This window comes from Erythrobacter sp., from assembly GCF_035194505.1.
GTDB lineage: Bacteria > Pseudomonadota > Alphaproteobacteria > Sphingomonadales > Sphingomonadaceae > Erythrobacter.
Genome location: NZ_CP136573.1, coordinates 1,874,237 through 1,895,690, shown reverse-complemented (window position 1 = coordinate 1,895,690; position 21,454 = coordinate 1,874,237). Strand labels below are relative to the sequence as shown.

23 protein-coding genes are annotated in these 21,454 nt (G+C 65.2%); 6 read left to right on the top strand and 17 right to left on the bottom strand.

Going from position 1 to position 21,454, the window contains the following annotated elements; all coding sequences use genetic code 11:
* Position 1: 1 nt before the first annotated feature.
* The 9 genes from RSE14_RS09350 to RSE14_RS09310 all read right to left on the bottom strand — a co-directional run bounded on the left by RSE14_RS09350 (position 2) and on the right by RSE14_RS09310 (position 9,219).
* Positions 2-772 carry an SDR family NAD(P)-dependent oxidoreductase gene (locus RSE14_RS09350; protein ID WP_324073032.1) on the bottom strand — a complete coding sequence of 257 codons (771 nt, stop codon included), beginning with the start codon at positions 770-772 and terminating at the stop codon, positions 2-4.
* Positions 769-1,935, bottom strand: a complete 1,167-nt coding sequence (locus RSE14_RS09345; protein ID WP_324073030.1) for a thiolase family protein — start codon at positions 1,933-1,935, stop codon at positions 769-771. The genes RSE14_RS09350 and RSE14_RS09345 overlap by 4 nt, the downstream gene beginning before the upstream one ends.
* Positions 1,932-2,357: a Zn-ribbon domain-containing OB-fold protein gene (locus RSE14_RS09340; protein ID WP_324073028.1), complete on the bottom strand. Its 426-nt coding sequence runs from the start codon at positions 2,355-2,357 to the stop codon at positions 1,932-1,934. The genes RSE14_RS09345 and RSE14_RS09340 overlap by 4 nt, the downstream gene beginning before the upstream one ends.
* 26 nt (positions 2,358-2,383) lie before the next feature.
* Positions 2,384-3,466 carry an acyl-CoA dehydrogenase family protein gene (locus tag RSE14_RS09335; RefSeq protein ID WP_324073026.1) on the bottom strand — a complete coding sequence of 361 codons (1,083 nt, stop codon included), beginning with the start codon at positions 3,464-3,466 and terminating at the stop codon, positions 2,384-2,386.
* 5 nt (positions 3,467-3,471) lie between these two features.
* Positions 3,472-4,713, bottom strand: a complete 1,242-nt coding sequence (locus RSE14_RS09330; RefSeq protein WP_324073024.1) for a cytochrome P450 — start codon at positions 4,711-4,713, stop codon at positions 3,472-3,474.
* Positions 4,714-4,813: 100 nt separating this feature from the next.
* A complete protein-coding gene (locus tag RSE14_RS09325) occupies positions 4,814-5,191 on the bottom strand; it encodes a limonene-1,2-epoxide hydrolase family protein (protein WP_324073022.1) in 378 nt (125 codons plus the stop codon).
* Positions 5,188-5,955: a ThuA domain-containing protein gene (locus tag RSE14_RS09320; RefSeq protein WP_324073021.1), complete on the bottom strand. Its 768-nt coding sequence runs from the start codon at positions 5,953-5,955 to the stop codon at positions 5,188-5,190. Before RSE14_RS09320 ends, RSE14_RS09325 begins: the two co-directional genes overlap by 4 nt.
* The gene (locus RSE14_RS09315; protein ID WP_324073018.1) at positions 5,955-6,965 is read right to left on the bottom strand and encodes an NADP-dependent oxidoreductase; all 1,011 of its coding nucleotides are present in this window, start codon (positions 6,963-6,965) and stop codon (positions 5,955-5,957) included. The genes RSE14_RS09320 and RSE14_RS09315 overlap by 1 nt, the downstream gene beginning before the upstream one ends.
* 115 nt (positions 6,966-7,080) lie before the next feature.
* On the bottom strand, positions 7,081-9,219 hold the full coding sequence (locus RSE14_RS09310; protein ID WP_324073017.1) for a molybdopterin-containing oxidoreductase family protein: 2,139 nt from the start codon (positions 9,217-9,219) through the stop codon (positions 7,081-7,083).
* 121 nt (positions 9,220-9,340) lie between these two features.
* Between RSE14_RS09310 and RSE14_RS09305 the strand changes: the two genes are divergently transcribed.
* Positions 9,341-10,345: an NADP-dependent oxidoreductase gene (locus tag RSE14_RS09305; protein WP_324073015.1), complete on the top strand. Its 1,005-nt coding sequence runs from the start codon at positions 9,341-9,343 to the stop codon at positions 10,343-10,345.
* Between the two features lie 4 nt (positions 10,346-10,349).
* Here RSE14_RS09305 and mobA read toward each other — a convergent pair whose 3' ends face one another.
* The 3 genes from mobA to RSE14_RS09290 are packed head-to-tail and all read right to left on the bottom strand — an operon-like array spanning position 10,350 to position 11,630.
* A complete protein-coding gene (gene mobA, locus RSE14_RS09300) occupies positions 10,350-10,862 on the bottom strand; it encodes a molybdenum cofactor guanylyltransferase (RefSeq protein WP_324073014.1) in 513 nt (170 codons plus the stop codon).
* Positions 10,863-10,872: 10 nt separating this feature from the next.
* The gene (locus tag RSE14_RS09295) at positions 10,873-11,214 is read right to left on the bottom strand and encodes a putative quinol monooxygenase (protein ID WP_166545875.1); all 342 of its coding nucleotides are present in this window, start codon (positions 11,212-11,214) and stop codon (positions 10,873-10,875) included.
* 5 nt (positions 11,215-11,219) lie between these two features.
* Entirely contained in the window at positions 11,220-11,630 is a 411-nt protein-coding gene (locus RSE14_RS09290) for a nuclear transport factor 2 family protein (protein WP_324073011.1), read from the bottom strand.
* 126 nt (positions 11,631-11,756) lie between these two features.
* Here RSE14_RS09290 and RSE14_RS09285 point away from each other — a divergent pair, with 126 nt between their 5' ends.
* Complete coding sequence (locus tag RSE14_RS09285) at positions 11,757-12,566, top strand: SDR family NAD(P)-dependent oxidoreductase (RefSeq protein WP_324073008.1); 810 nt, start codon at positions 11,757-11,759, stop codon at positions 12,564-12,566.
* Between the two features lie 125 nt (positions 12,567-12,691).
* Here the strand turns inward: RSE14_RS09285 and RSE14_RS09280 are convergent, their stop codons facing one another.
* The gene (locus RSE14_RS09280; protein ID WP_324073006.1) at positions 12,692-13,468 is read right to left on the bottom strand and encodes an SDR family NAD(P)-dependent oxidoreductase; all 777 of its coding nucleotides are present in this window, start codon (positions 13,466-13,468) and stop codon (positions 12,692-12,694) included.
* A gap of 102 nt (positions 13,469-13,570) precedes the next feature.
* Between RSE14_RS09280 and RSE14_RS09275 the strand changes: the two genes are divergently transcribed.
* On the top strand, positions 13,571-15,190 hold the full coding sequence (locus RSE14_RS09275; protein WP_324073005.1) for an FAD-dependent oxidoreductase: 1,620 nt from the start codon (positions 13,571-13,573) through the stop codon (positions 15,188-15,190).
* An 84-nt stretch (positions 15,191-15,274) separates the two neighbouring features.
* Here RSE14_RS09275 and RSE14_RS09270 read toward each other — a convergent pair whose 3' ends face one another.
* Genes RSE14_RS09270 through RSE14_RS09260 form a run of 3 tightly spaced genes read right to left on the bottom strand, consistent with a single transcriptional unit; the run spans position 15,275 to position 18,457 of the window.
* Complete coding sequence (locus RSE14_RS09270) at positions 15,275-16,606, bottom strand: aromatic ring-hydroxylating oxygenase subunit alpha (protein WP_324073002.1); 1,332 nt, start codon at positions 16,604-16,606, stop codon at positions 15,275-15,277.
* A gap of 1 nt (position 16,607) precedes the next feature.
* Positions 16,608-17,870 carry a cytochrome P450 gene (locus RSE14_RS09265; RefSeq protein WP_324073000.1) on the bottom strand — a complete coding sequence of 421 codons (1,263 nt, stop codon included), beginning with the start codon at positions 17,868-17,870 and terminating at the stop codon, positions 16,608-16,610.
* A complete protein-coding gene (locus RSE14_RS09260) occupies positions 17,870-18,457 on the bottom strand; it encodes a carboxymuconolactone decarboxylase family protein (RefSeq protein WP_324072998.1) in 588 nt (195 codons plus the stop codon). Before RSE14_RS09260 ends, RSE14_RS09265 begins: the two co-directional genes overlap by 1 nt.
* Before the next feature lie 126 nt (positions 18,458-18,583).
* Here RSE14_RS09260 and RSE14_RS09255 point away from each other — a divergent pair, with 126 nt between their 5' ends.
* The 3 genes from RSE14_RS09255 to RSE14_RS09245 are packed head-to-tail and all read left to right on the top strand — an operon-like array spanning position 18,584 to position 20,824.
* Complete coding sequence (locus RSE14_RS09255; protein WP_324072996.1) at positions 18,584-19,894, top strand: cytochrome P450; 1,311 nt, start codon at positions 18,584-18,586, stop codon at positions 19,892-19,894.
* A gap of 13 nt (positions 19,895-19,907) precedes the next feature.
* Positions 19,908-20,309, top strand: coding sequence for a putative quinol monooxygenase (locus RSE14_RS09250; protein WP_324072994.1), 402 nt, complete (start codon positions 19,908-19,910; stop codon positions 20,307-20,309).
* Positions 20,306-20,824 carry a nuclear transport factor 2 family protein gene (locus RSE14_RS09245; protein WP_324072991.1) on the top strand — a complete coding sequence of 173 codons (519 nt, stop codon included), beginning with the start codon at positions 20,306-20,308 and terminating at the stop codon, positions 20,822-20,824. The genes RSE14_RS09250 and RSE14_RS09245 overlap by 4 nt, the downstream gene beginning before the upstream one ends.
* Positions 20,825-20,975: 151 nt before the next feature.
* Here RSE14_RS09245 and RSE14_RS09240 read toward each other — a convergent pair whose 3' ends face one another.
* Positions 20,976-21,329: a nuclear transport factor 2 family protein gene (locus RSE14_RS09240; RefSeq protein WP_324072990.1), complete on the bottom strand. Its 354-nt coding sequence runs from the start codon at positions 21,327-21,329 to the stop codon at positions 20,976-20,978.
* Between the last annotated feature and the right edge of the window lie 125 nt (positions 21,330-21,454).

Genomic DNA, 21,454 nt, shown 5'->3' with positions numbered 1-21,454 from the left:
GTTAGCTCCTGATGCTGCCGCCGCCATCGACGGTCAAATCGCAGCCGGTGGTAAAGCTCGCCTCGTCGCTGGCGAGGAACACTACCGCGCGGGCGACTTCCTCGGGCTCGCCGATGCGGTTCATCGGGTGGGTGGCGGCGAAATTGGTTTCGATGTTCTCGGGCGTATCGGCGCCAGAGAACTTGTAGCGGTTGTACATCGGCGTGCGGATCGCGCCGGGGTGCACCATGTTGACCCGGATCGGCAGGCCGCGTTCGGCCAGATCGAGCGCGACCGATTGCGTGAGGCCGCGAAGGCCTGTCTTTGACGCGCTGTAGGCCGCCACGAAGGATGCGGGGCGCAGCGCGATCATCGAGCCGATGTTGACGATGGCGCAGGGCTCGCCGCTCGCCTCCATCGCCGGGATTGCCGCGCGCATCCCGTAGAAGGGGCCATGAAGGTTGATGTCGATGGTGCGTTCCCACACATCGAGCGCGCCATCGGGGACGTTGCCCGGCTCGGAGATGCCGGCAATGTTGCACAGCACGGTCAGCTTGCCGAAGTGCCCGCGTGTGGCGGAGACGGCAGCTTCCCATTGCCTCAGATCACGCACGTCGAGCTGACAGGCCGCAGCCCGCTCGCCCAGTTCGGCGGCGAGTTCCTGCGCCTTTTCCAGCTGCACATCGCCCAGCATCACGCTGCCGCCTTCGGCCACGATCAGCCGCGCGACCGCCGCACCAATCCCCTCCGCGCCGCCCGAGACCAGCGCGACCTTGCCCTGCATCCTGCTCATTCGCGCTCCAGGATCGCGACTGCCGAGAGGCCCGGCGCGCCGTAGACGTGGCTGTAGCCGAGGCGCGGACCCTTGCCGTTCTTGCCCGGCACCTGCCGCTCGCCGCCGCGCTGGCGCAGCTGCTGGACGTTTTCGTAGACCTGCCGCAGGCCCGATGCGCCGACCGGCTCGCCGCAGGCAAGGCAGCCGCCATCGGTGTTGACCGGCAACTTGCCGCCGCCGATCTCGGTCCAGCCATTGGCCAGCCATTCTTCCTGATCGCCATCCTTGCAGAAGCCGTTTTCGGCCATGTGCATGATTTCCGCGCCACTCTCGGTGTCCTGCAATTGCGCGACCGAGATGTCCTCCGGCCCCACACCTGCCTTCTCGAAGGCGGCCTGACTGGCGAGCACGGTTGGCTTGCCACCTTCCTCGATGCTGATGCCGGCCTGGAACACCTCGAAGGAGTTGGGCGGGCGGGTCTTCACGGCGACGCTGCGGATCTTCACGCCGTCAGCGCCGAGTTCCTTCATCTTCTTTTCGGATGCGAGGATCAGCGCCACCGCGCCCTCGGCCGGCGAGCAGAACATGTACTTGGTGAGCGGATCATTGATCATCGGCGCGTTCATGATCGTGTCGAGATCGACCGGGCTGCGCCGCCATGCGTGGGGCGTGATCGTGCCGTTGCGGAAGGCCTTTTCCGCCACGCGGCCCAGCGTCGTGCGGCTGATGCCGTGCAATTGCATGTAGCGCTGGATCTTCAGGGCGAAGAACTGCGTGGTCAGCATCATGCCGGTCTGGCCGTACCATTCGGGCAGGCCGTAATCGGCAGGCTTGGCGTTGAAGGCGCCGCGCGGGTGCTTGTCGAAGCCCACCGCGAGCGCGAGGTCATACATCCCGCTCGCGATGGCCTGCTGCGAGGCGGCGAGCGCACTGCCGCCGGTGGCGCAGCCATTGGCGACATTGGTGAAGGGGAGCGAGGTCAGCCCCAGCTCGTTGACCATGATGTCGGCATTGCCTGCCGCTGCCGAGCCGCCATAGGCGCATTCGATATCGGGCCATTCCAGCCCCGCATCGCTCAAGGCCTCGCGCACGGCATAGACGCCCTGTTCGCGGCCCGAACGGCTATCGGTGCGGCCAAACGGGTGAATCCCCGCGCCGATGATGTAGACATTCTCGCTCATGCGGCTTTGCTCTCTTGTGCAGCGACGGGGCGGAAGGCGAAGGTGTCGTGCGTCATGTTGAAGGGCACGATGCAGAATTCGAGCTCCATGCCGAGGTGCAGATCCTCGAGCCGAGCATCGACGATGCGGCTCTCGACGATCACCTCGCCGGGCAGTTCGACATAGCCGAGCAGATAGGGCTGGAAGTCGGGCGGGCCTTCGCCGGGGCCGGAACCGGGGCCCTCATAGGGCTCCTTGGGGAGGAAGCCCTGGCTGGTCCACGACCACAGCTTGCCGCGACGCGACAGCTTGTGAGGTGTGACGCCCTCGGCCGCATCGCCCGCCGGCATCGGGAAGACGATCTCGCCCGAAGGCAGCCGCCCGCCCATCAGGTGCGGCTCGGCCCCGTCGCTCCACAGATTGGGGTCGATCTTTTCGCCCATTGTTTCAGTCCCCTCCAGCCTGCGGATCACGCCGCAAGCGCATATTCCGCCAGCACCGTATCGACATCGCCGAACAGCCGCGCGAGCAGCAGCACGCGCTTCAGGGCGTGGCCGATGGCGAGTTCGTCGGTGATCCCCATGCCGCCATGCATCTGCACCGCCTCGCGGGCGATGGCGTCGACATTCTCGCCGATGAAGGCCTTGGCCCCCGCCGCAGCCCGCTGCCACGCTGCGGTATCGCCGCGATCGCTGAGCGCGGCGCGATAGAGCATCGAGCGCGCCTGTTCCTCGCGCGCATAGCAATCGACCAGCCGGTGCTGGAGTGCCTGAAAGCTGCCGATGGCGACGCCGAACTGCTGGCGCTCCTTCACATAGGCGAGCGTATCGTCGAGCAGGCGCTGGCCGAGACCGACCATTTCGGCCGCTGCGAGCAGGCGCACTTCGGCAACGATCCCGTCGAGCGCCGCCGCATTGAGCGTCAGCCGCGCGGCAGCGGGCGTGCGGGTCAGCTTCAGTTCGCCCGCGATGCTGCCATCGGCAAGGCGATAGGCCCGCACTTCGAGGCCCGGTGCATCCTTCGGCACGAGGAAGCAGGCGATCTCCCCGCCGATATCGGCGGTGACGATGAACAGATCGCCGATCAGCGCGCCCATCACCATGGTCTTTTCGCCCGAGAGCACGAAGCCGTCTCCGGTGCTTTCCGCCTTCATGCCCTTGGCCCTGAGGCTGTAGCGCTGGCCGCGTTCGGTCCAGGCGAAAGTGGCGATGGTCGTGCCCGCCAGCACGCCTTCGAGCGCTTCGTGCGCCTGCCCGCGTTCGAGCAGCAGGGTGGGCAGCACGCCATGTTCGATCAGCGGATCGGGGGCATTGGCCTTGCCGATCGCTTCGGCCACCAGCGCCAGATCGAGCGGCGAGCCGCCCATGCCGCCTGCATCCTCGCTCGCGGCGAGCGCGATCAGGCCCATTTCGGCAAGGCTCTGCCAGCGCGCCCGGTCATAGCCGGTGGGCGAGAGCCGCAGCCGCCGCCGCGCTTCGACATCGATCGGCGCGGCGAAGCGCTCGACCGAGGTCACGAACATCTGCTGTTCTTCGGACAGATCGAAATTCATGGGCCTCAGGCTTTCCGCGTGAAGGTGATCGGCAGATGCGTGACACCGCGCAGCAGGATGTTGGGCAGGATGCGGATGGCGTTCTCGTCGGCCACCGCGAAGTTATCGAGCCGTTCGAGCAGCTCGTCGAAGGCGACCAGCATTTCCTTGCGGCTGAGCATGTTGCCCACGCACATATGCGGCCCCTTGCCGAAGCTGAGGTGTGTGCGGGCGTTGGCGCGATCGATGTCGAACTTATCCGGATCGGGGAACTTCTTCGGATCGCGATTGGCCGCGGCGTAGCGCAGCTGCACCACCGCGCCGTTGGGGATTTTCATGCCGCCCAGCTCGGTATCGGCCTTGACCACGCGCCACATGCCCGCCGTGGGGGTTTCGTAGCGCAGCGCCTCCTCGACGAGGTTCATGATCACCTTGGGATCGCGTCCGCCAGCCGCAGCCTTGGCCTTGGCCATCTGGTCCGGGTTGCGGATCAGCTGGAGCAGGCCGCCTGCCAGCGTCGAGGTGGTGGTCTCGTTCCCCGCCACCATGAACTGCTGCATCAGCGACATGATTTCGGGGTCGATGAGCGGGGTTTCCCCCTCGACCCGCGCCTCGACCAGATCGGTCAGCAGATCATTGCCGCCGTTCGCGCGGCGATCATCGATCAGGCCCTTCATGTAGTGCTGGAATTCGACCAGACTGCGCGCACATTCGAGCTTGCGCTCGTGATCGACCATCTGGCTGAAGCGGTCGACAGCGGCGTCAGACCAGCGCTTCACCCGCTTGGGATCATCGTCGAGCCCGATCTGCCCCGCGATCATCGCCACCGGCAGCGGCACGCCGAATTCCTCGACGAATTCGCATTCGCCCTTGTCGGCAAAGGCTTCGATCAGCTCGATCGACTTGGTCCGCATGTCGGCTTCGATCGCGTTCACACGCGGGGCCGAGAAGGCGAGGTTCACCAGTTTGCGGTTGCGGGTGTGGACCGGGTGATCGGCGGTCAGCAGGGTCGGAAGATCGGGCCAGCCTTCCGCGAGGATCGCCTGGATTTCCTCGTCCGATTCCCGGCCCATCAGCGCGGTGAAATCGTTGGAGAAGATCTCCGGTTTGGCCGCCGCCTCGCTACACAGATCATAGGAATAGACGACATAGGTGCCCATCCCTTCGATCAGTTCGATCTCCACCCCCGCCTCGTGCATGGCGCGGTAGTAATCGAAGGGATCCAGCAGCGTTTCGGGGGCAAAGACATTGCCTTCAGGCTTGTTCATGGCAGGCGGGCTCCAACCCTTGCAAATTAAGGGTCAAGCCTAGCCATGAGTGCCGCCCCGATGCGATGCGCGTTTGTGTTAGGGAGCGCGCAGGCGCGGCTCAGCCCCCGGCAAATTCGCGCTGGAACTCGGCCATGTCGAAATAGTCGCGCCAGCCGGTGATCAGGCCGTTTTCATCGAGATCGAAGGTGCCCATCACGCGGATCGCGGCGCGGCGCCCGTCCTTGAAGATGAAGCCGTCGGTGCGCTCGGTCAGCACGGTGTTGCCATTGGCGGCGATGGCGTGAGTCTGCCATTCGCAGGCGGAGATATTCGCGAGAAAGCCTTCGACCATCGCACGCATCGCGGTGGTGCCGGTGATCGGCTCCATCGGGATATTGTGATAGACGATGCCGTCCGCACACAGGGCGAGCATCGCGTCCACATCGCAGGCGTTCCAGTGGCCGATGAAGGCTTCGACAGTTTGCTGGGGCGTCATCCGGTGGTTCCTCCTGAGGTGTAATCGAGTGCCTGGGCCAGCATCTGGCGCACATTCGGGTTGGTATAGGTCGCCGGGCCATCGCCGCATTGCAGATAGACGAGCGGGGCGGGGCAGGTGCGGCTTTCCCAGGCGATGCAGTTGCTGCCCGGCGGATGCTCCCAGCCGTCATTGCTGAACATCGCGCCTGCGACGGCCTGTGCGGCGGAGTAGAAATTGTCGCGATTGAAGGCGAAGCCCTCGGCCCGCACGAGGGGTGTGAGGGCGGTCTCGTCAATCGGGCAGAGGTAAAGCTCGTCGGTCACCGGAAAGCTGGCGGGTAGACCGCGTGTGACCGGATGATCGGCCACCACATGCGCCTCGTAGGCGACATCGTGGCGATAGCCCGAATCCTGCCCATGGGCGCCGGGTTGATAGTGGAACTGTCCGCCCAGCCAGTCGTGCCATTCGGGCCACAGCGCCCATCCTGCGAGCGCATGGTGCATCGCGACCGCGCCCCTGCCGCTGGCAAAGCGCGCCGCGACGGCCTGCCGGAAGGCAGACGAAGGCGGGCGCATTGTCACTGCGCCATCGCCAAAGCTGTAGCCCGCCATGTCGTAGAACAGCAGCCCATCTGCCGCCGCGATGGCGTCCGCCGCATCGGCCTCCCCGCCTTCGGGGTGGATGAGGTGGGTGATGTCCCAACCGCCCAGTGCGCCCAACAGCTCGCCAAAGGGCCCGGCCTCGTAGGGGTGCCCGCCCGACAAGACCAGCAAGGAGCGCATCAGGCGATCTTGAGGATCATCTTGCCGTCATTGGTGCCCGCAAACAGCCGCATGAAGCTGTCGAAGGCGTGCTCCAGCCCCTCGTCGATATGCTCGTCGATGGCGAGCTTGCCCTGCGCTGCCCACACGCCCATCGCCTGCGCACCCTCGCCGAAGCGGGGGACGTAATCGGCCACCAGCAGCCCGCGGATATGGGCGCGCTTGACGATCAGCTGCCACAGGTTGCGGATGCCGCGCGGTTCGGTGTTGTATTCGCTTATGAGGCCGCACAGTCCGACGCGCGAGTGCAGGTTCAGGTTCATCAGCCCAGCATCGAGGATGATCCCGCCGACATTCTCGAAGATCACATCGACGCCGTCAGGGCAGGCTTCGGCAATCGCCTTGGTGAGGGCTGCTTCATCCTTGCCGCGGTAGTCAATGGCCGCATCGAAGCCGTATTTCTCGGTGAGGCGCTCGCACTTGGCAGGCCCGCCCGCAATGCCGACCGCGCGGCAGCCGTGGATCTTGGCGAGCTGGCCGACAAGGCTACCGACTGCGCCCGCAGCGCCCGTCACCAGCACGGTCTCGCCCGCCTTGGGCTGGCACACCTCGAGGAAGCCGAAATAGGCCGTCATCCCGACTGCGCCGAAGATCGACAGGTAGTTGGTGACGCTCGGCACGAGGCTCGGGTCGATCGGCTGGGTGAAGCCGCCCGCGACGCCGATCGAGTAATCCTCCAGCGCGTTCAAACCCATCACCCACTGGCCGGGCGCAAAGCCTTCCGCGCGGCTTTCCTCGACCACCCCGATGGTGCTGGCGCGCACCGGATCGCCCAAGGGGATCGGCGGCATGTAGTTGCCTTCCGCATCCATCCACCCGCGCATCGCCGGATCGAGCGATGCGTAGTGGTTGCGGATCAGGAACTGGCCTTCTTCCAGCGCCGGCGTGGGCTCGGTGACAAGCGCGAAGTCATCGGGCACCGGCGTGCCATCGGGGCGGCGCTGAAGCAGGAAGCGGCGGTTCTGGGGCATTCGGATACTCTCCATTCCCGTTCGCCCTGAGCCTGTCGAAGGGCCGCACTTCTCTTCGGAAGAAAAGGACGGGGCTTCGACAAGCTCAGCCCGAACGGATTCAGGGGTTTGAGTTCTAAGCGGGCTCCAGCTTCACCGGAATGGCGCTTTGCAGGGATTGTCCGGTAATCGGATCATAGTCGACCACCTCGCTCACCAGCCGGTTGGTCGAGGAGCCGCGCTCGCGCACATCGTCCTTGGTCGCATCGGCATCGCCATAGGCGTGCGCCATCGACACGATCCCGCGCCGCACCTTGTCGCTCGCTTTCACGACGCCGTGAATGGTGGCGTGAGACGAAGTGATCGCGACCAGACCGCCTTCCTCCAGGCCCAGCGCGGAGATATCATCCGGGTGGATATAGGCCGGGTTGGTGGTGGTCTTGGCCTGCAATTTCTTGAGCGGATGGCCGATCGAGTTGAAGCGCGTTTTCGAGCGGCGGCTGATCAGGCGGAAGTCGAAACCTTCGCGTGTCGCCGGATTTTCGGCATATTTCCCGATCTCCGCAGGCATTGCGCCCACCGCCAGATCGAAGCGGTGGAAGTCGCTCTCGTCCACCGGTTCCACCTTGGGGTGCTGTTCCGGATAGAACACCGCCGCCCCGCCATTGGCTGCGCAATCCGCGCGCACCTTGCTGGGCGGCACGAGGCAGCCAGTGACGGCGAGATCGAGGAATTCCTGCTTGGTCGGCTTCCTGTCCATCGGCAGCGGGCCGCCATTGAGGTTCATCTGAATCCCCAGGTGGTGGGCGAGCGTCCAGAACATCTCGTATTCGTCGATCACATCGCCGGGAGGCGCCACCACCGCCTCTGTGTAGCGGGCATAGGGCTCCTCGTGCCACCATTCGGAAAGGCTGGTGATGTCCTCGCGCTCAAGGCATTGCGAGGGCGCAAGCACCACGTCGGCACGCTTGGCGCTGGCGCTCATCCACGGATCGATCTGCACGAAGAGCTCGAGATCATCCAGCGCGCGGACCATCTTGGCCTGATCGGGGAAGCCCACCACCGGATTGCCGCCGACCGAGATCAGCGCGCGCACCTGGCCTTCGCCGGGGGTGAGGATTTCGTCCGCCAGCACGTTGCACGGCATTTCCCAGCCCAGATGCCCGAGCCCGCGGAAGCGCGATTTGGGCATGCCTTCCGCGCCGAACATCGGCACCGGCGCGCCGACCTGTGCGCGCCGCGCGTTCTGGTAGGGGCTGAACACGCCCGGGATGGCGGCCTTCTCGCCCTCCTGCTTGAAGCGCGCGCAGATGGTGTTGAGGCACACCACGAGATATTCGGTGAGCGTGCCATGGCCTGCCATTTCCGGCCCCGTGCCGGTGGTGGCGCAGCCCTTGGTGCCACCCGCGAACATCCGTGCAGCCGCAATCAGCTGGTCCTTGTCGAGCCCTGCGCGCTCCGCGGCGACTTCGGGCGGGAAGGCCTTCACCGCCTCGGCCAACTCGTCGAACCCGTCCACGTTCGCCGCGACGAAATTGCGATCATAGAGCCCTTCGGAAATGATCACGTTGAGCATGCCCGCCAGCATCGCGGGATCCTCGCCCGGCTTCACCGGCAGGTAGATATCCGCCAGCCGCGCCACATCGCTCTCGCGCGGGTCAGCGACGATCAGCTTGAGGCCTTCCGCCTTCTTGTCGCGGATGCGGCGCGAGGGGCTGAAGGGCGGCACCCCGCCAACGGGGGCATAGTGCGAGACAATCGGATTGTTCCCGATGAAGAAGGCCACATCGCTTTCGCTGAAGGTGTTCGGCCCCGCCATCCACTTGCCGTAGCGCGCGGTGGTGAAGACCTTGGCCGGCTGATCGAGCGTCACCGAGGTGTAGAAATTGCGGCTGCCCACGGCATTGGCGAAAGACAGCGAGGCGGCCATCGCGGCCGAGTTCTGGAACCCGCCCGAGCCCATGAACACCGCCACCGAATGGGGGCCATAGGTATCGATGATGCGGCGCAGTTCGCTCGCCACATGGGCCAGCGTCTCGTCCATCGGGGTCGAGACGAATTCGCCCGCTTCGTTACGGACAAGGCTGTGGTGCAGGCGGTTTTCCGAATTGTGCGAATCCGGCAGCTCGCGCCCCTTCATGCAGGTGTAGCCGCCATAGGCCGGATCATCCGGATCGCCGCGCACTTCGACGACCTTGCCGTCCTCGACATCGACTTCCATCGCGCAATTGGCATGGCAGAAGCGGCAGAAGGTCTTGTGAGTCTGTACGCCCATCGTCTCTCTCCTTGGAATGCGCAAACTACCACAGGCGGCAGGCGGCTCGACTGACACTTTTGGCCGTGGAGAGGCGGGCGGCGCGCTCGCAATAGGGCAGGCAAACCAAGGAGACAGTTCCATGCCCACCACCACCCGCCAATGGCTCTTGAACGGACACCCGCGCGGTCGCGGCATCGAGATCGAGAACGACTTCAAGATGGCGACGGTCGAACTGCCCGATCCCGGCCCGGGAGAGATGCTGCTGAAGACGCACTATCTGGGCTTTGATCCGGCGCAGAAGGGCTGGATGGAGAACATCGCCGATTACGTCGCGCCGATGGCGATCGGCGACGTGATGCGCGGCAGTGGCATCGCCGAAGTCGTGGCGTCCAACGGCGGGCGGTTTGCGGTGGGTGACCTCGTGTTCGGTACCACCGGCTGGGCCGAATATCTCGTCACCGATGGCAAGGAACTGACCAAGGTCGAGACCGAAATTTCGCCCACCGCCGTGCTCTCGGTGCTGGGGACCACGGGCCTCACCGCTTATTGCGGGCTGTTCAAGGTGGGCAAGCCCGTGGCGGGCGACACCGTGCTGGTGAGCGGCGCTGCCGGGGCAACGGGGAGCATCGTCGGCCAGCTCGCCAAGATCGCCGGGTGCCGCGTGGTCGGCATTGCGGGCGGGCAGGACAAGTGCGACTGGCTGGTGCGCGAGGCGGGCTATGACGCCGCGATCGATTACAAGGCGGGCAACGTGAAGGCGCAGATCCGCGAGCTCTGCCCGCGCGGCGTCGACGTGATCTACGACAATGTCGGCGGCAAGATCCTGAACGACATGCTCGCCTGCATCGCCACCAATGCCCGCGTGGTGATCTGCGGCGGGATCAGCCGTTACGAGACGGGAAGCCTGCCTGCCGGGCCGGAGAACTACTTCAACCTCGTGTTCCGGCGCGGCACCATGGCGGGCTTCATCGTGCTCGACTGGGCGAGCGAATTCCCCGGCATCCGCAAGCGGCTGGAAGGCTTCGTCAAGGACGGCAGCCTCAAGTATCAGGAAGACATCCAGCACGGCTTCGAGAACGCGCCGCAGACTTTGCAGCGCCTGTTCAGCGGGCTCAATCGCGGCAAGCAGATGCTGAAGCTCTAACGCCTCAGGCCGGGGGCAGGTCCTCCGGCCGGTTGACGTTCATCAGCGGGCGGGCGAGGTCCACCCGCCTTGCGGCGATGTGATCGGCAAAGCGGTAGAGCGAGCGGCCTCCGCCCGCGAGGAAGGCCTCCAGCATCGGCGCGGCCGAGGCTGGCCACAGGCCGACCACCGGCTGGCTTTCGACGATTGCCGCGCCTTCGCCCGCCAGCGCGCGGGCAAGATCATGCGGCAGATCGGGCGCATCCACCCCGGCCGACAGCACGCCTGCAAAGCCGTTCTCGTCCGCGTGGCGCAGGGCGGCGGCAAGCCCGCCGAGCGGGCCGAGGCCGGGCTCGGGCCAATCGGGGATGCAGCGGAAACCCGGCTCCTCGCGCCCGCACACCACCAGCGCGCCGGACTGTGCGACCATAGCGGCGGCGACCCGATCGATCAGCCGCGCGCCTCCATAGAGCGCCTGCGCCTTGTCGCTGCCGAACCGCCGCGCCTGTCCGCCGGCGAGGATCGCGCCGAGCAGCACGGACCTGATCTCAGTCGAATGCCTCGGTTGCATTGCCCTCGGCGTTGTAGACCGGGCCTTCGGCGTCGACCCGATACTTGGCGCTGACCGCCCCGGTGATGCCGAACTGGCCGATGTGATCGCGCATGCCGGTATAGGCCGGATCCTTGAAGTGCGCAGCGAGGGCTTCCTCGCTCTCCCACTCCTCGAACACGTTGACGCGCGCGGGGTTCATCGAACAGGCGCTCCAGTCGTAGTGGATGCAGCCCTTCTCCGCGAGCGCCGCTTCGATATGCGGGCGGGCGGTGCGCAGCGCCTCTTCGCGCTGGGCGGGATCGAGGTCGATCTGGGCGGAAATCAGGATTTTTGCCATGAGAATCAGCCCTCCACACCGAATTCGGCGATGATCTTGAAGGTGCGGCTGGTGAAGCGCCACTGGCCATCGATCTTCTTCAATTCGTCCTCGTAGAGCCCGCCGACATGGCGGGCCTTGGCGTCCTTGGGCTTGAGGATTTCCTGCGTCTGCACCCGTGCCTTGGCGGTATCTCCGGTGACTTCGATCATGCAGGGCACGCAGTGGAAGCTGACCGCCTCCAGCCCGCTCATCGCGCCGTTCCAGAAGGCGACGATCGCGTCCTTGCCGTGGGTCTTGTGGCCCATCAGATCCCAGTCGGCATCATCGGCCCAGACGCTCGCCCAGGTGACAGGATCGATCCGCACCACGCCATCGGCATAGGTGCCATTCAATTCATTGATCGCCACGCGATCCTCCAGCGGTCCGGTAAACATGGCTCGGCTCTCCCTTTATCGTGGCCTCGCTATCAGGTGCGGGGGGGCTGCGAACAATGGACACTTTTGGGAAGGGTGGGGGCGGGGCGGGGCGTGTTACTCGCAAGGGCAGAGAGGAGACACGAGATGGGACAATTGCAAGGCAAGACCGCGGTCATTCTGGGGGCGGCGTCGGAAGGCAACATGGGCCAGACCATCGCCCGCCTGTTTGCCAAGGAGGGCGCAAAGGTGATGGTGGCGGGCCGCAAGGAAGCGCCGCTCGCCGCGCTCGCCAAGGAGCTCGGCGGCGAATATGCCCTGTGCGACATTGCCAAGAAGGCCGAGGTCAATGCCATGGCCGACAAGGCGGTCGCCGCCTTCGGCCGGGTCGATATCGCGATCAACACCACCGGCTGGGGGCTTCTGGCGAGCCTGGAGGAAATCACCGACGAGCAGCTCGACCAGATCGTCGACCTGCAGTTCAAGGGCGTGCACCACTTCCTGCAGGCCTTCGTGCGGGTTATGAGTGCGCAAGCCCCCACTGGCGGTTCGCTGATCAGCCTGTCCTCGGCCACCACCAAGGCGATCATCACCAACCACGCCGCCTATATCGGCACCAAGCGCGGCTCCGAGGCGCTGATCGAGTGTGTTGCCAATGATTACGGGCACTTGGGGATCAAGGCCAACACGGTCTCGCCCGCCTTCACCGACAGTCCGATGACCCATGCGAGCTTCCAGGTGCCGGGTCTGACCGACGCCTTCCTGCCGCGCTATCCGATGGGCCGGCTCAACACCGTGGACGATGTCGCCCATGCCTGCCTGTGGCTCAGCACCGATCAGGCCTATGTGACGGGGGCCAATATCCAGCCCAATGGCGGGTTGATCATGCGCGGCAATCCGCAGGCGGGCGATGTCGCCGCAGCGGTGGGCGCAGCGATGGCAAAACTGCAAGGCTAGAGGGGGTGAAGGGGGCAAATGTTTCACGTGAAACATTGCCCCCGCGCCTGCCATCCGGGTGCCAACTGCGTGCTATCAGGGGGTCAAACCGACCCTGAAATTCGCGCCTCAGGCCGATTTGTGGCCTAGTACTGCGCCGTCCCGCCATCTACGCTGATCTGCTGGCCGGTGATCCCGGCACCCGCCTCGCTCGCGAGCAGCACCGCGACCGCGGCCACTTCCTCGACCGTGTTCGGCCGCTTGATCGCCGAATCCGCCGCGAACATCGCGATCATCTCGTCCAGCTCCATCCCCATCGCCTTGGCGGTGGCGGGGCCGTTGTTCTTGATGATGTCGGTGATGACGATGCCCGGGCAGATCGCATTGACCGTCACCCCTGCCGCGCCGACTTCGCGCGCGAGGCTCTTGGTCATGCCGTTCACCGCGTGCTTGGCGGCCGAGTATGCCGTCAGCACCGCCTTGCCGTGCTTGCCCTCCATCGAGGAGATGTTGATCACCCGGCCATCGCCCTTTTCCAGCATGGTCGGCAGCGCGCGGCGCGTGGCCCAGAAGGTGGAATAGACGTTCCACTTCATCGCCTCGTCGAAGGCGTGATCGGAGAGGTTCACCAGCGGCTGCAGATCGCCCGCGCCGCCGGCATTGTTCACCAGAATGTCGAGCGTGCCGAAATGGGCGATGACCTTGTCGACGAAGCCTTCGAGATCGCCCTGCTCCATCACGTCGCCCGCGATGAAGATCGCGCGGTCACCGGCACCAAGCTCTTCCAGCACCTTCGCGCCCTTTTCGGCGTTGCGCGCGAACAGCGCCACGCTCGCGCCCTCGGCCAGAAATGCCTCGGCAATCCCGCGTCCCATGCCTGCCGTGCCCCCGGTGATCGCGGCGATCTTTCCTGCCAGTTTCATAGCTCTCTCCTTTGCTTGCGCTGGGTAGCCGCCCGCGTCCCCTCGCGCACCTTGCCAAAATGACGGGTTGCCGCCTGCACTCTCAGGCGCGCTTATGGCGGCATGAGCGATTTCGACGTCATCATCCTCGGAACGGGCGCGGCCGGCATGGCGGCGGCGCTTGCGGCACATGAAGCAGGCGCGAGGGTTGCCCTCGTCGAGCGGTGGGAGCGGATCGGCGGCACCTCTGCCATATCGGGCGGGGTGATCTGGGTGGCGGACAACCCCCGGATGCGCGAAGCCGGTATGGCCGACAGCCGCGCGGATGCGCTCGCCTATTTCCGCAGCCTCGATCACGGCGATCTGGTGGACGAGACGCTGGAGGCCTTCGTCGACAAGGGGCCGGAAGCGCTGGCCTTTCTGGAAAGCATCGAAGCGCTCTCTGTCTCGGTGCTGCCGGGCTATCCCGACTATTACCTCGATCGTCCGGGCGCCAAGCCGCAAGGCTCGCGCGCGCTCGACCATGATCTGTTTGCGCTGGGGGAGCTCGGTGAATGGGCTTCGCGCATCTACGCCATCGAAGAGCCCAAGCCGCTGATGCTGCGCGAAACTCCGCTGGGCGGCGCGACCGCGATGCCGCCGCTGGAGGTGCTGGGTGAGCGCATGGCCGCGCGCCAATGCGGCTTCGGGCAGGCGATGGTGGCGCGGCTTTTGAAGGCCTGTCTTGCGCGCGGGATCGAACCGATCCTCGGGGTCGAGACGCACCGGCTGGTGCGTGATGGCGAGCGCATCACCGGGATCGAGGGCACCAGGGACGGCGCGCCCTTCGCCCTTTCCGCCAGTCGCGGCGTGATCATCACCACCGGCGGCTTCGAGTGGGACACCGAACTGCGCCAGACCTTCCTGCGCGGCCCCGTCACCGCACCGGCCAGCCCGCCCACCGGCACCGGCGGCGGGTTGAAGCTGGCGATGTCGGCGGGCGCGAAGCTCGGCAATATGACCAGCGCATGGTGGGCGCCCACCCTCGTCACCCCGGATGCGCCCTGGGCCAGCGGCGAGCAACGCGCGCAGATCATCCTGATCGAGCGCACCGTGCCGCACTCCATCATGGTCAACCGCAAGGCCGAGCGCTTCTGCAACGAGGCGGCGAATTATTCCTCATTGGGCGGCGTGTTCCACCAGTTCGATCCGCGGAGCTATGATTACCTCAATCTGCCCGCCTACCTCATCTTCGACGCGCAATATGCCGCGCGCTATCCGCTGGGCACGCGCCAGCCGGGCCAGCCGATGCCCGACTGGGTGATGCGCGCCGATACGCTCGAAGGATTGGCCGCGCAGATCGGACTCGATGCCGCTGCGCTGACCGAGACGGTGGCGCGCTTCAATGTCCATGCCGATGAAGGCCATGATCCCGATTTCGGGCGCGGCACCAGCGCCTATGACCACTTCTATGGCGATCGCAGTCGGGAGGGCACGGCGGTGACGCTCGGCGCTATCCGCGAGGCGCCGTTCTATGCGGTGGAGATTTCCTCCGGCCTGCTCGGCACCAATGGCGGGCCGAGGACGGACGGACAGGCGCGTATTCTGGGCCATGATGGCGCGCCGATCCCCGGCCTGCTGGGCGCGGGCAATGCCATCGCCTGCCCGACAGGCGGGATTTACGCGGGTGCTGGCGGGACGCTCGGCCCGGCGCTGACCTATGGCTATATCGCGGGGCGCACGGCGGCTTTGGCGAACCTCTAGATCCGTTCGTGTCGAGCGCAGTCGAGACACCGATGACTGCGGGCAGCGCATCTCGACTTCGCTCGATGCGAACGGAGGTTGTTCCTAATCCCCCAGCCAGCGATCGATCGTGTCGTGGAAGAAGCGCACCCGCGCTTCCTGCCCCGCCAGATGCCCGCCCTTGTAGCCGCGCGAGCGCAGGCCCTTTTGCTGTTCGCTCCAGATGCTGACGTCCTGATCGATCCCGGGGCCGCAGGACAGCTCGCCCACTACGCCGCGCTTGTGCGGGACGGGGGTGGAGCGATCGACCTCCTCGCCCATCGAGTAGGAATAGTAGCGGTCCTTCCCCTCGGGGAACCACGTGAAATACCACATGTCGAAATAGCACCGCTCGGGATCGGTCGGGTGCGGATCGGCGCGCAGCCAGATGCAGCCGTCGGGCTTGAGGCTGAAGCTGATATTGGGGAAGATCGTGTAGTGGAAGTGATCGGTCAGCTGCGCATCGTGGAAGTGACTGAAATCATAGCCCATATCCGCCCCGCGCTCGCGCTTGGCCGCTTGTAGCGCCTCGCGGGTGCGCAGAGGATCATCGCGGAAGTCCTCGGGATCGAGACCCCAATAGGTCAGTTCCTTCGCCATCATTTCGAGCACGGTGTCGGTATGGCCACGAAGGCTGCGCGCCGGGCGTGATCCCGGCATGAACATCCGCGCATGGCCTTGCGGCGCATAGAGATCGAACTGGCAGTCCTTGTAGCTCTGCTCCATCACGAAGCGGGTCTGCGGGTGGACGAAGGGCAGGTGATAGCTCTCGTTGAAATTGTCCTGCACGCACTTCCAGTTCCACATCCCCTCCAGCGTGACCCAGTGGGTGCGGTGCATCTGCTCCATGCGGTAGCCCGCGATCTGGTGCGCGACAGGGCCGAGATGGTCGGCGAGCGGGGTCGCGTGCGGATCGAGATTGACCCAGACGAAGCTGGCGAAGACCTCGCATTTGACCTCTTCCAGCCGCACCTTGCCGCAGGGCGAGCCGCCTTCGAAATCCTCGGGGCAGGGGACGAAGTTCAATTCGCCATCGGCCGAGAAACGCCAGCCGTGATAGGAACAGGCGAGGCGCTTGGAATGGCCCTCCTCCTCCATCACCAGCCGTTTTCCGCGGTGCGGGCAGACGTTGTAGAACGCCCGGATGCGTCCGTCCTCACCGTGGGTGACGAGAATGCTTTCGCGCCCGATCTCGTAGGTGAAGAAATCGCCCGGCTTGGCGACTTGGGCCGCAAGGCCGCCGATCAGCCACGCCTTGGTCCAGATGCCGTCCCACTCGCGGGCCATGAAGTCATGGCTCCAGTAGCGGCTGCCATCGATCGGGCGGCCTGACAGGGCGGGCATGGGCAGCGGGGTGACATCGATCCGCTGCGGCGCGGGTTTCAGCAGGGTAGCCATGTCAGCGCTTCCTCGGAATGAAGGTGATGTTGAGCTGCTTCAGACTGCGCAGCAGGAAGTGCGGGTGATAGGTGAAGTCGTTCTCGCCGGGGGCGAAGTCCATGTCCTCGAACCGGTCAACCACGGCCTGGAAGCCCCACGTCAGCTCGCGCCGGGCGAGCGGGGCGCCGAGGCAGTGGTGCGTGCCTGACCCGAAGGCCATGTGTGCGCCCGCCTTGGGCCGATCGAGATCGAGCTTTTCCGGGCATTCGAAGAAGCGCTCGTCGCGGTTCGCCGCGCCGTAACGGACATTGACGACGGAGCCTGCCGGGATCGTCACTCCGTCCAGTTCCACATCCTTGTGGGTGAAGCGCATCAGGCTCTGCACCGGGCTTTCGAGACGCAGCACCTCCTCGACGAAATTGCGCATATATTTGTCGGGATCGGACTTCAGCTTGGCCCACACATCCTTGTTCTCGATCAGCAGCTTCATACCCGCCGCGAGCGCATTGGTGGTGGTTTCCGAGCCGCCCACGAAGGTGTCGGCCATCATCTCGGCGTGGAGTTCGTTGTCGTTCAGCGGCCGGTCCCAGCCCTCGATCACGGTGTTGACCAGCACCGAGATGAGGCTGCCATCGGGATGTTCGCGCAGGCGTTCGAAGATCGGCTGGAAATAGTGCTGCGCCTCGATCTCGCGGTCGACCATTTCGAGGTGCTTGTCCTCGGGCAGCATCAGCGAGATGCGGTGGAAGAAGGCGTCGGTCCAGCCCTTGATCTTCCACATGTCCTCGCGCTTGGCGCCCATCTGCTCGCCGATGATGAACAGCGGCAGCGGCACGCAGAACTGGCGCACCCAGTCGCAGCGGCCATCAGCGATGAATTCGTCGATCAGCTCGTAAGCGAGGGTTTCGACGCGCGGGTCGATGTCCTTGATGCGGCTGGGCTTGAACGCCTCGTTGAACATCGCGCGCATCTGCTTGTGGTTGGGGTCATCGCGCCCCGCCAGCGTCGGCGCGGGCAGCCAGCCATTTGCCTTGAAGCGCTCGGCCACCTTGCGCCCGCGCTCCATATCGGTGGGGCTGGCGCGCATCAGCTCGTTTGCCGCCGTAGAGGGGAAGCGCGCCGGATCCATCAGCACCTCGCGCACGTGGTCATAACGGCTGACCACATAGATCTGCGTGCCGGGGATGTTGTAGACCGGCGCCTCGTCGCGCAGGGTCTTGTAGGCCTCGTAGGGGCACTGCTGCAGCGCGGGATCGAACAGGTTGATGGTTGGCGTGTTCATCAGCGCACCTGGATCTTTTCTGCGCCCCAAGGCGCGATTTTCTCGGCCTTGCGGAACGCCTCGGGCAGTTCCTCGACCATGTGATACGTCGCGGCGAGCCGCCCGAAACCGACGAAGAAGGCGACTGTCATGCCCAGTTCCACGATCTGCGCTTCGGTGAAGTGCTGGCGCAGTTCCTCGTACATCGCATCATCGATCGCGAGGTGATCGGTCGCCATCAGCTCGCCGTAACGGATCGCGGCTTTCTCGGCGGCGGAGAGGTCAGCTGCTTCCTGCGGGCGTTCCAGCGAGCAGACGAGCCCCTCGGTCACCCCGTCGGCGACCGCATCGGTGTAGCGGATCGCCATGCACGAACGGCACTGGTTGAAGAAGGCGACCCTGAGCCGCACCAGTTCCACCAGCCGTTCGGGCAGCGAACGGTTCATCTTCAGCGCCCCGCCGAAAGCCATCAGCCCCAGCGCCTGTTCCGGGCAATGCGCGAAATAGCGCGTCAGCCCCTGTTCGAGATCGGTCAGGTTTTCCGGCCGGATCGCGCGGACAAGGCGCTGATCCCATTGCTCTGGCGCCAGTTTGGTGATGCGGCTCACGTCTCTCTCCCGAGGGGCCTCACAAAATAGCCCGTTTCCGTAAGGGAGAGGCTGCGGGACAAGCTGTGCATCAGCAATTGGCGGATTCGCTAAGCAGGCGAGCCGCCCCGCAGGGGAGAGGCGGATTTGCGAGGCGATATCGAGGGCGCGCCGCGCTCGCTGGACGAGGTCGATCTGTTCGCCCCCGGTGCGCAGGAGCACTGGTACGATGCCTACGCGATCCTGCATGCCGAAGCGCCGGTGCAGCGCCTTGCGGGCGAGGGGCTGACGCCCGGCAGCGACGCCTTCGTGCTCACCAAATACGAAGATGTCCGCCGCGTGGTGATGGACTGGGACCGCTTCCCGCCCACGCTCTCGCTGCTGGTCGCGCATATCCAGCAATCGGGCGAGATGCCGACGCATATTCCCGATATCGACGCGATGGTCGCCTCGATCGTCTCGCTGCGGCCCGATCCCGAAATGTGGCGCGCGCATCGCAAGGAATTGACCGATCCGTGGGTCGGCCCCGGCTGCACGCGGCACGCGGCGATGATCACCGGTCATGTCGATGATCTGATCGCCGGGATGCTGGAGCAGGCGCAGCGGGGGGAACCGGTGGACTTCGTCGCCGATTTCGCCCGCCCTCTGCCGCAGCGGGTGATGGCGAGCGTATTGGGCTTCCCGCTCGCGGATATCCCGCGTCTCGAACAATGGGGCAATGCGCAGGTCATGTCCTATGTGATCGGGACGACCCACAAGAACATCCTCACCCCCGAACAAGCGTCCGAGAAGTTTCGCCTGCTTGCCGGGATGAAGGAATATGTCGCGCAGCAAACCCGCGAGAAGCGCGCGAACCCGCAGGACGACATGGTGAGCTTCCTCACGCAGGTGGAATATGCCGCGCTGGGGCGCAAGCTCACCGACGACGAGATCAACGGCGTGGTCTACGCCATGGTGATCGGCGGGCTGGAGACGACGCAATATGCGCTGGCCGAACAGGCGCAATTGCTGTGCGAGCGGCCGGGGATGTTCGGCACATTGCGCGGGGATCGAGCCGCAATCCGCACTTTCATCGAAGAAGGGATGCGGCTGCGTTCGCCCACGCAGGGGCTTTCGACCCGCATCTGCGCCCATGACGAGGTGTTTCAGGGCGTGGCGGTGCCTGCCGGATCAATGCTCCACCTGCGCTGGGCGGCGGCCAATATCGATGCCGAGGAATTCGAAGACCCGCTCGACCTCAAGCTCGACCGCAAGGCGGCCACGCGCCACCTCGCCTTCAGTCAGGGGCCGCGCTCATGCCCCGGCTCCAACATCTCGCGCCTCGAACAGATGATCGCATGGGATCGCCTCGCCGATGCCTTCGCCGATCTCGCCTACGCGCCCGGCAATGATTTCCGCCATCAGGGTGGGATCATGCTCGGCATCTTCCGACTGTTTCTGAACCTCACACCCGCCTGAAGGGAGCCCGCACATGGCCACATTGCTTGCGCACATCACCATCCAGCCCGGCAAGGAGGAGAAGTGGGAGGCGATCATGCGCGACATGGTCCACCACACCTTCGCCACCGAAGAAGGCGTGATCCGCTACGAATACTGGAAGGGGCAGGAGCCGCTGTCCTATTACTGCCTGCTGAGCTTCAAGGACAAATGGGCCTTCTACCATCACCAGATGTCGGACCATCACGAAGGCCATGACTTCGCCGACGTGCTGGCGGGGATCAAACTCGAATATATCGACCCCGTGGAAGGCGCGGGCGGGGGCCTCCCGCACACCGCTGATCCGGCGCTGCCCGCCGATGCCTCGGAGAACATGACAATCGCGCAGGAACGCTTCCCGTTGTCGATCCCGGCCTGGTGGAGTGCGCGCGCATGAACGTGGAAGCTGTGCTGCAAGAGCTGCTCGACAAGCAGGCGATCCAGGAACTCATCGCGCGTTATTCGCGCACCCTCGATTGGCTCGACGACGAGGGACAGGCGGGGTGCTACTGGCCCGATGCCGCGATCGACTACGGCTTCTTCAAGGGAACGGCGGCGGAGTTTGTGCCGGTGGTGATGGCGGTGGAACGCTCGACCGGGCGGCGCTGGCACCTGCTTGCGCCGCTATCGGTCAAGCTAACCTCGGCCACCACCGCGGAGGGCGAATGCTACGGCGTGGCGCTTGGTTTCCGCCGCGAGGGCGAGGAGCCCTACAAGGGCAACATGTATGGCGGGCGCTATCTCGATACCTACGAGAAGCGAGAGGGCGAGTGGCGGATTTCGAGCCGCCGCTACATCATGGACTGGACCATGGCGATGCCCGATCAGCCCGATGCCAGCCCCAACGCCGCCTTCCCGCTGCCGATGCTCGATCTGCGGGAAAGCGGCCATCCGGATTACCGGCGGATGTGATGTGAAAGTCCCTCCCCGCTCGCGCAGCGAATGGGGAGGTGGCAGACGCCAAAGGCGGCTGACGGAGGGTTTCCGCCGTGCCGCCTTACCCCTCCGTCACCGCTCCGCGGCGACACCTCCCCATCCCTTCGGGACGGGGAGGGACTGATTGCTACTCGCCCGCCGGGTCCATGTAGTCGCGGTAATAGGTCATCTTGCCGCCTTCGACCTTGTAGATGCCCACGCCGCCGCGCGGTTCGTGGCCGTCCATGTGCATCGTCCAGCGTGCCCAGACGGCGTGGTCATCGCCGCAGATCTCGTCGACGGTGAAGTGGACTTTGCGTGTCCCCATTTCCTTGACCATCGTGGTCATGAACCCGAGGATCGCATCGCGCCCGCGATACTGGCCCCAGATCGGGTCTTCGAGGAAGGCGTCCTCGGCGAAGAGATCGACCAGTTTGGTGTAGTCGCCATCATCCTGGATGCGCCAGAATTCCTCGATCACGCGCTGTGCTTCGCCGGGCATGTGCTCACTCCCTCGGTTGGTTTCTTGTTCTTTTGCCATGCGTGCGGCGGCCTTCCCCCCTGCGAAAATGGCGAGGGTAACGCAGCTGCACCGCCTGTTATCTTTGCGGGCAAAGGAGACACCAC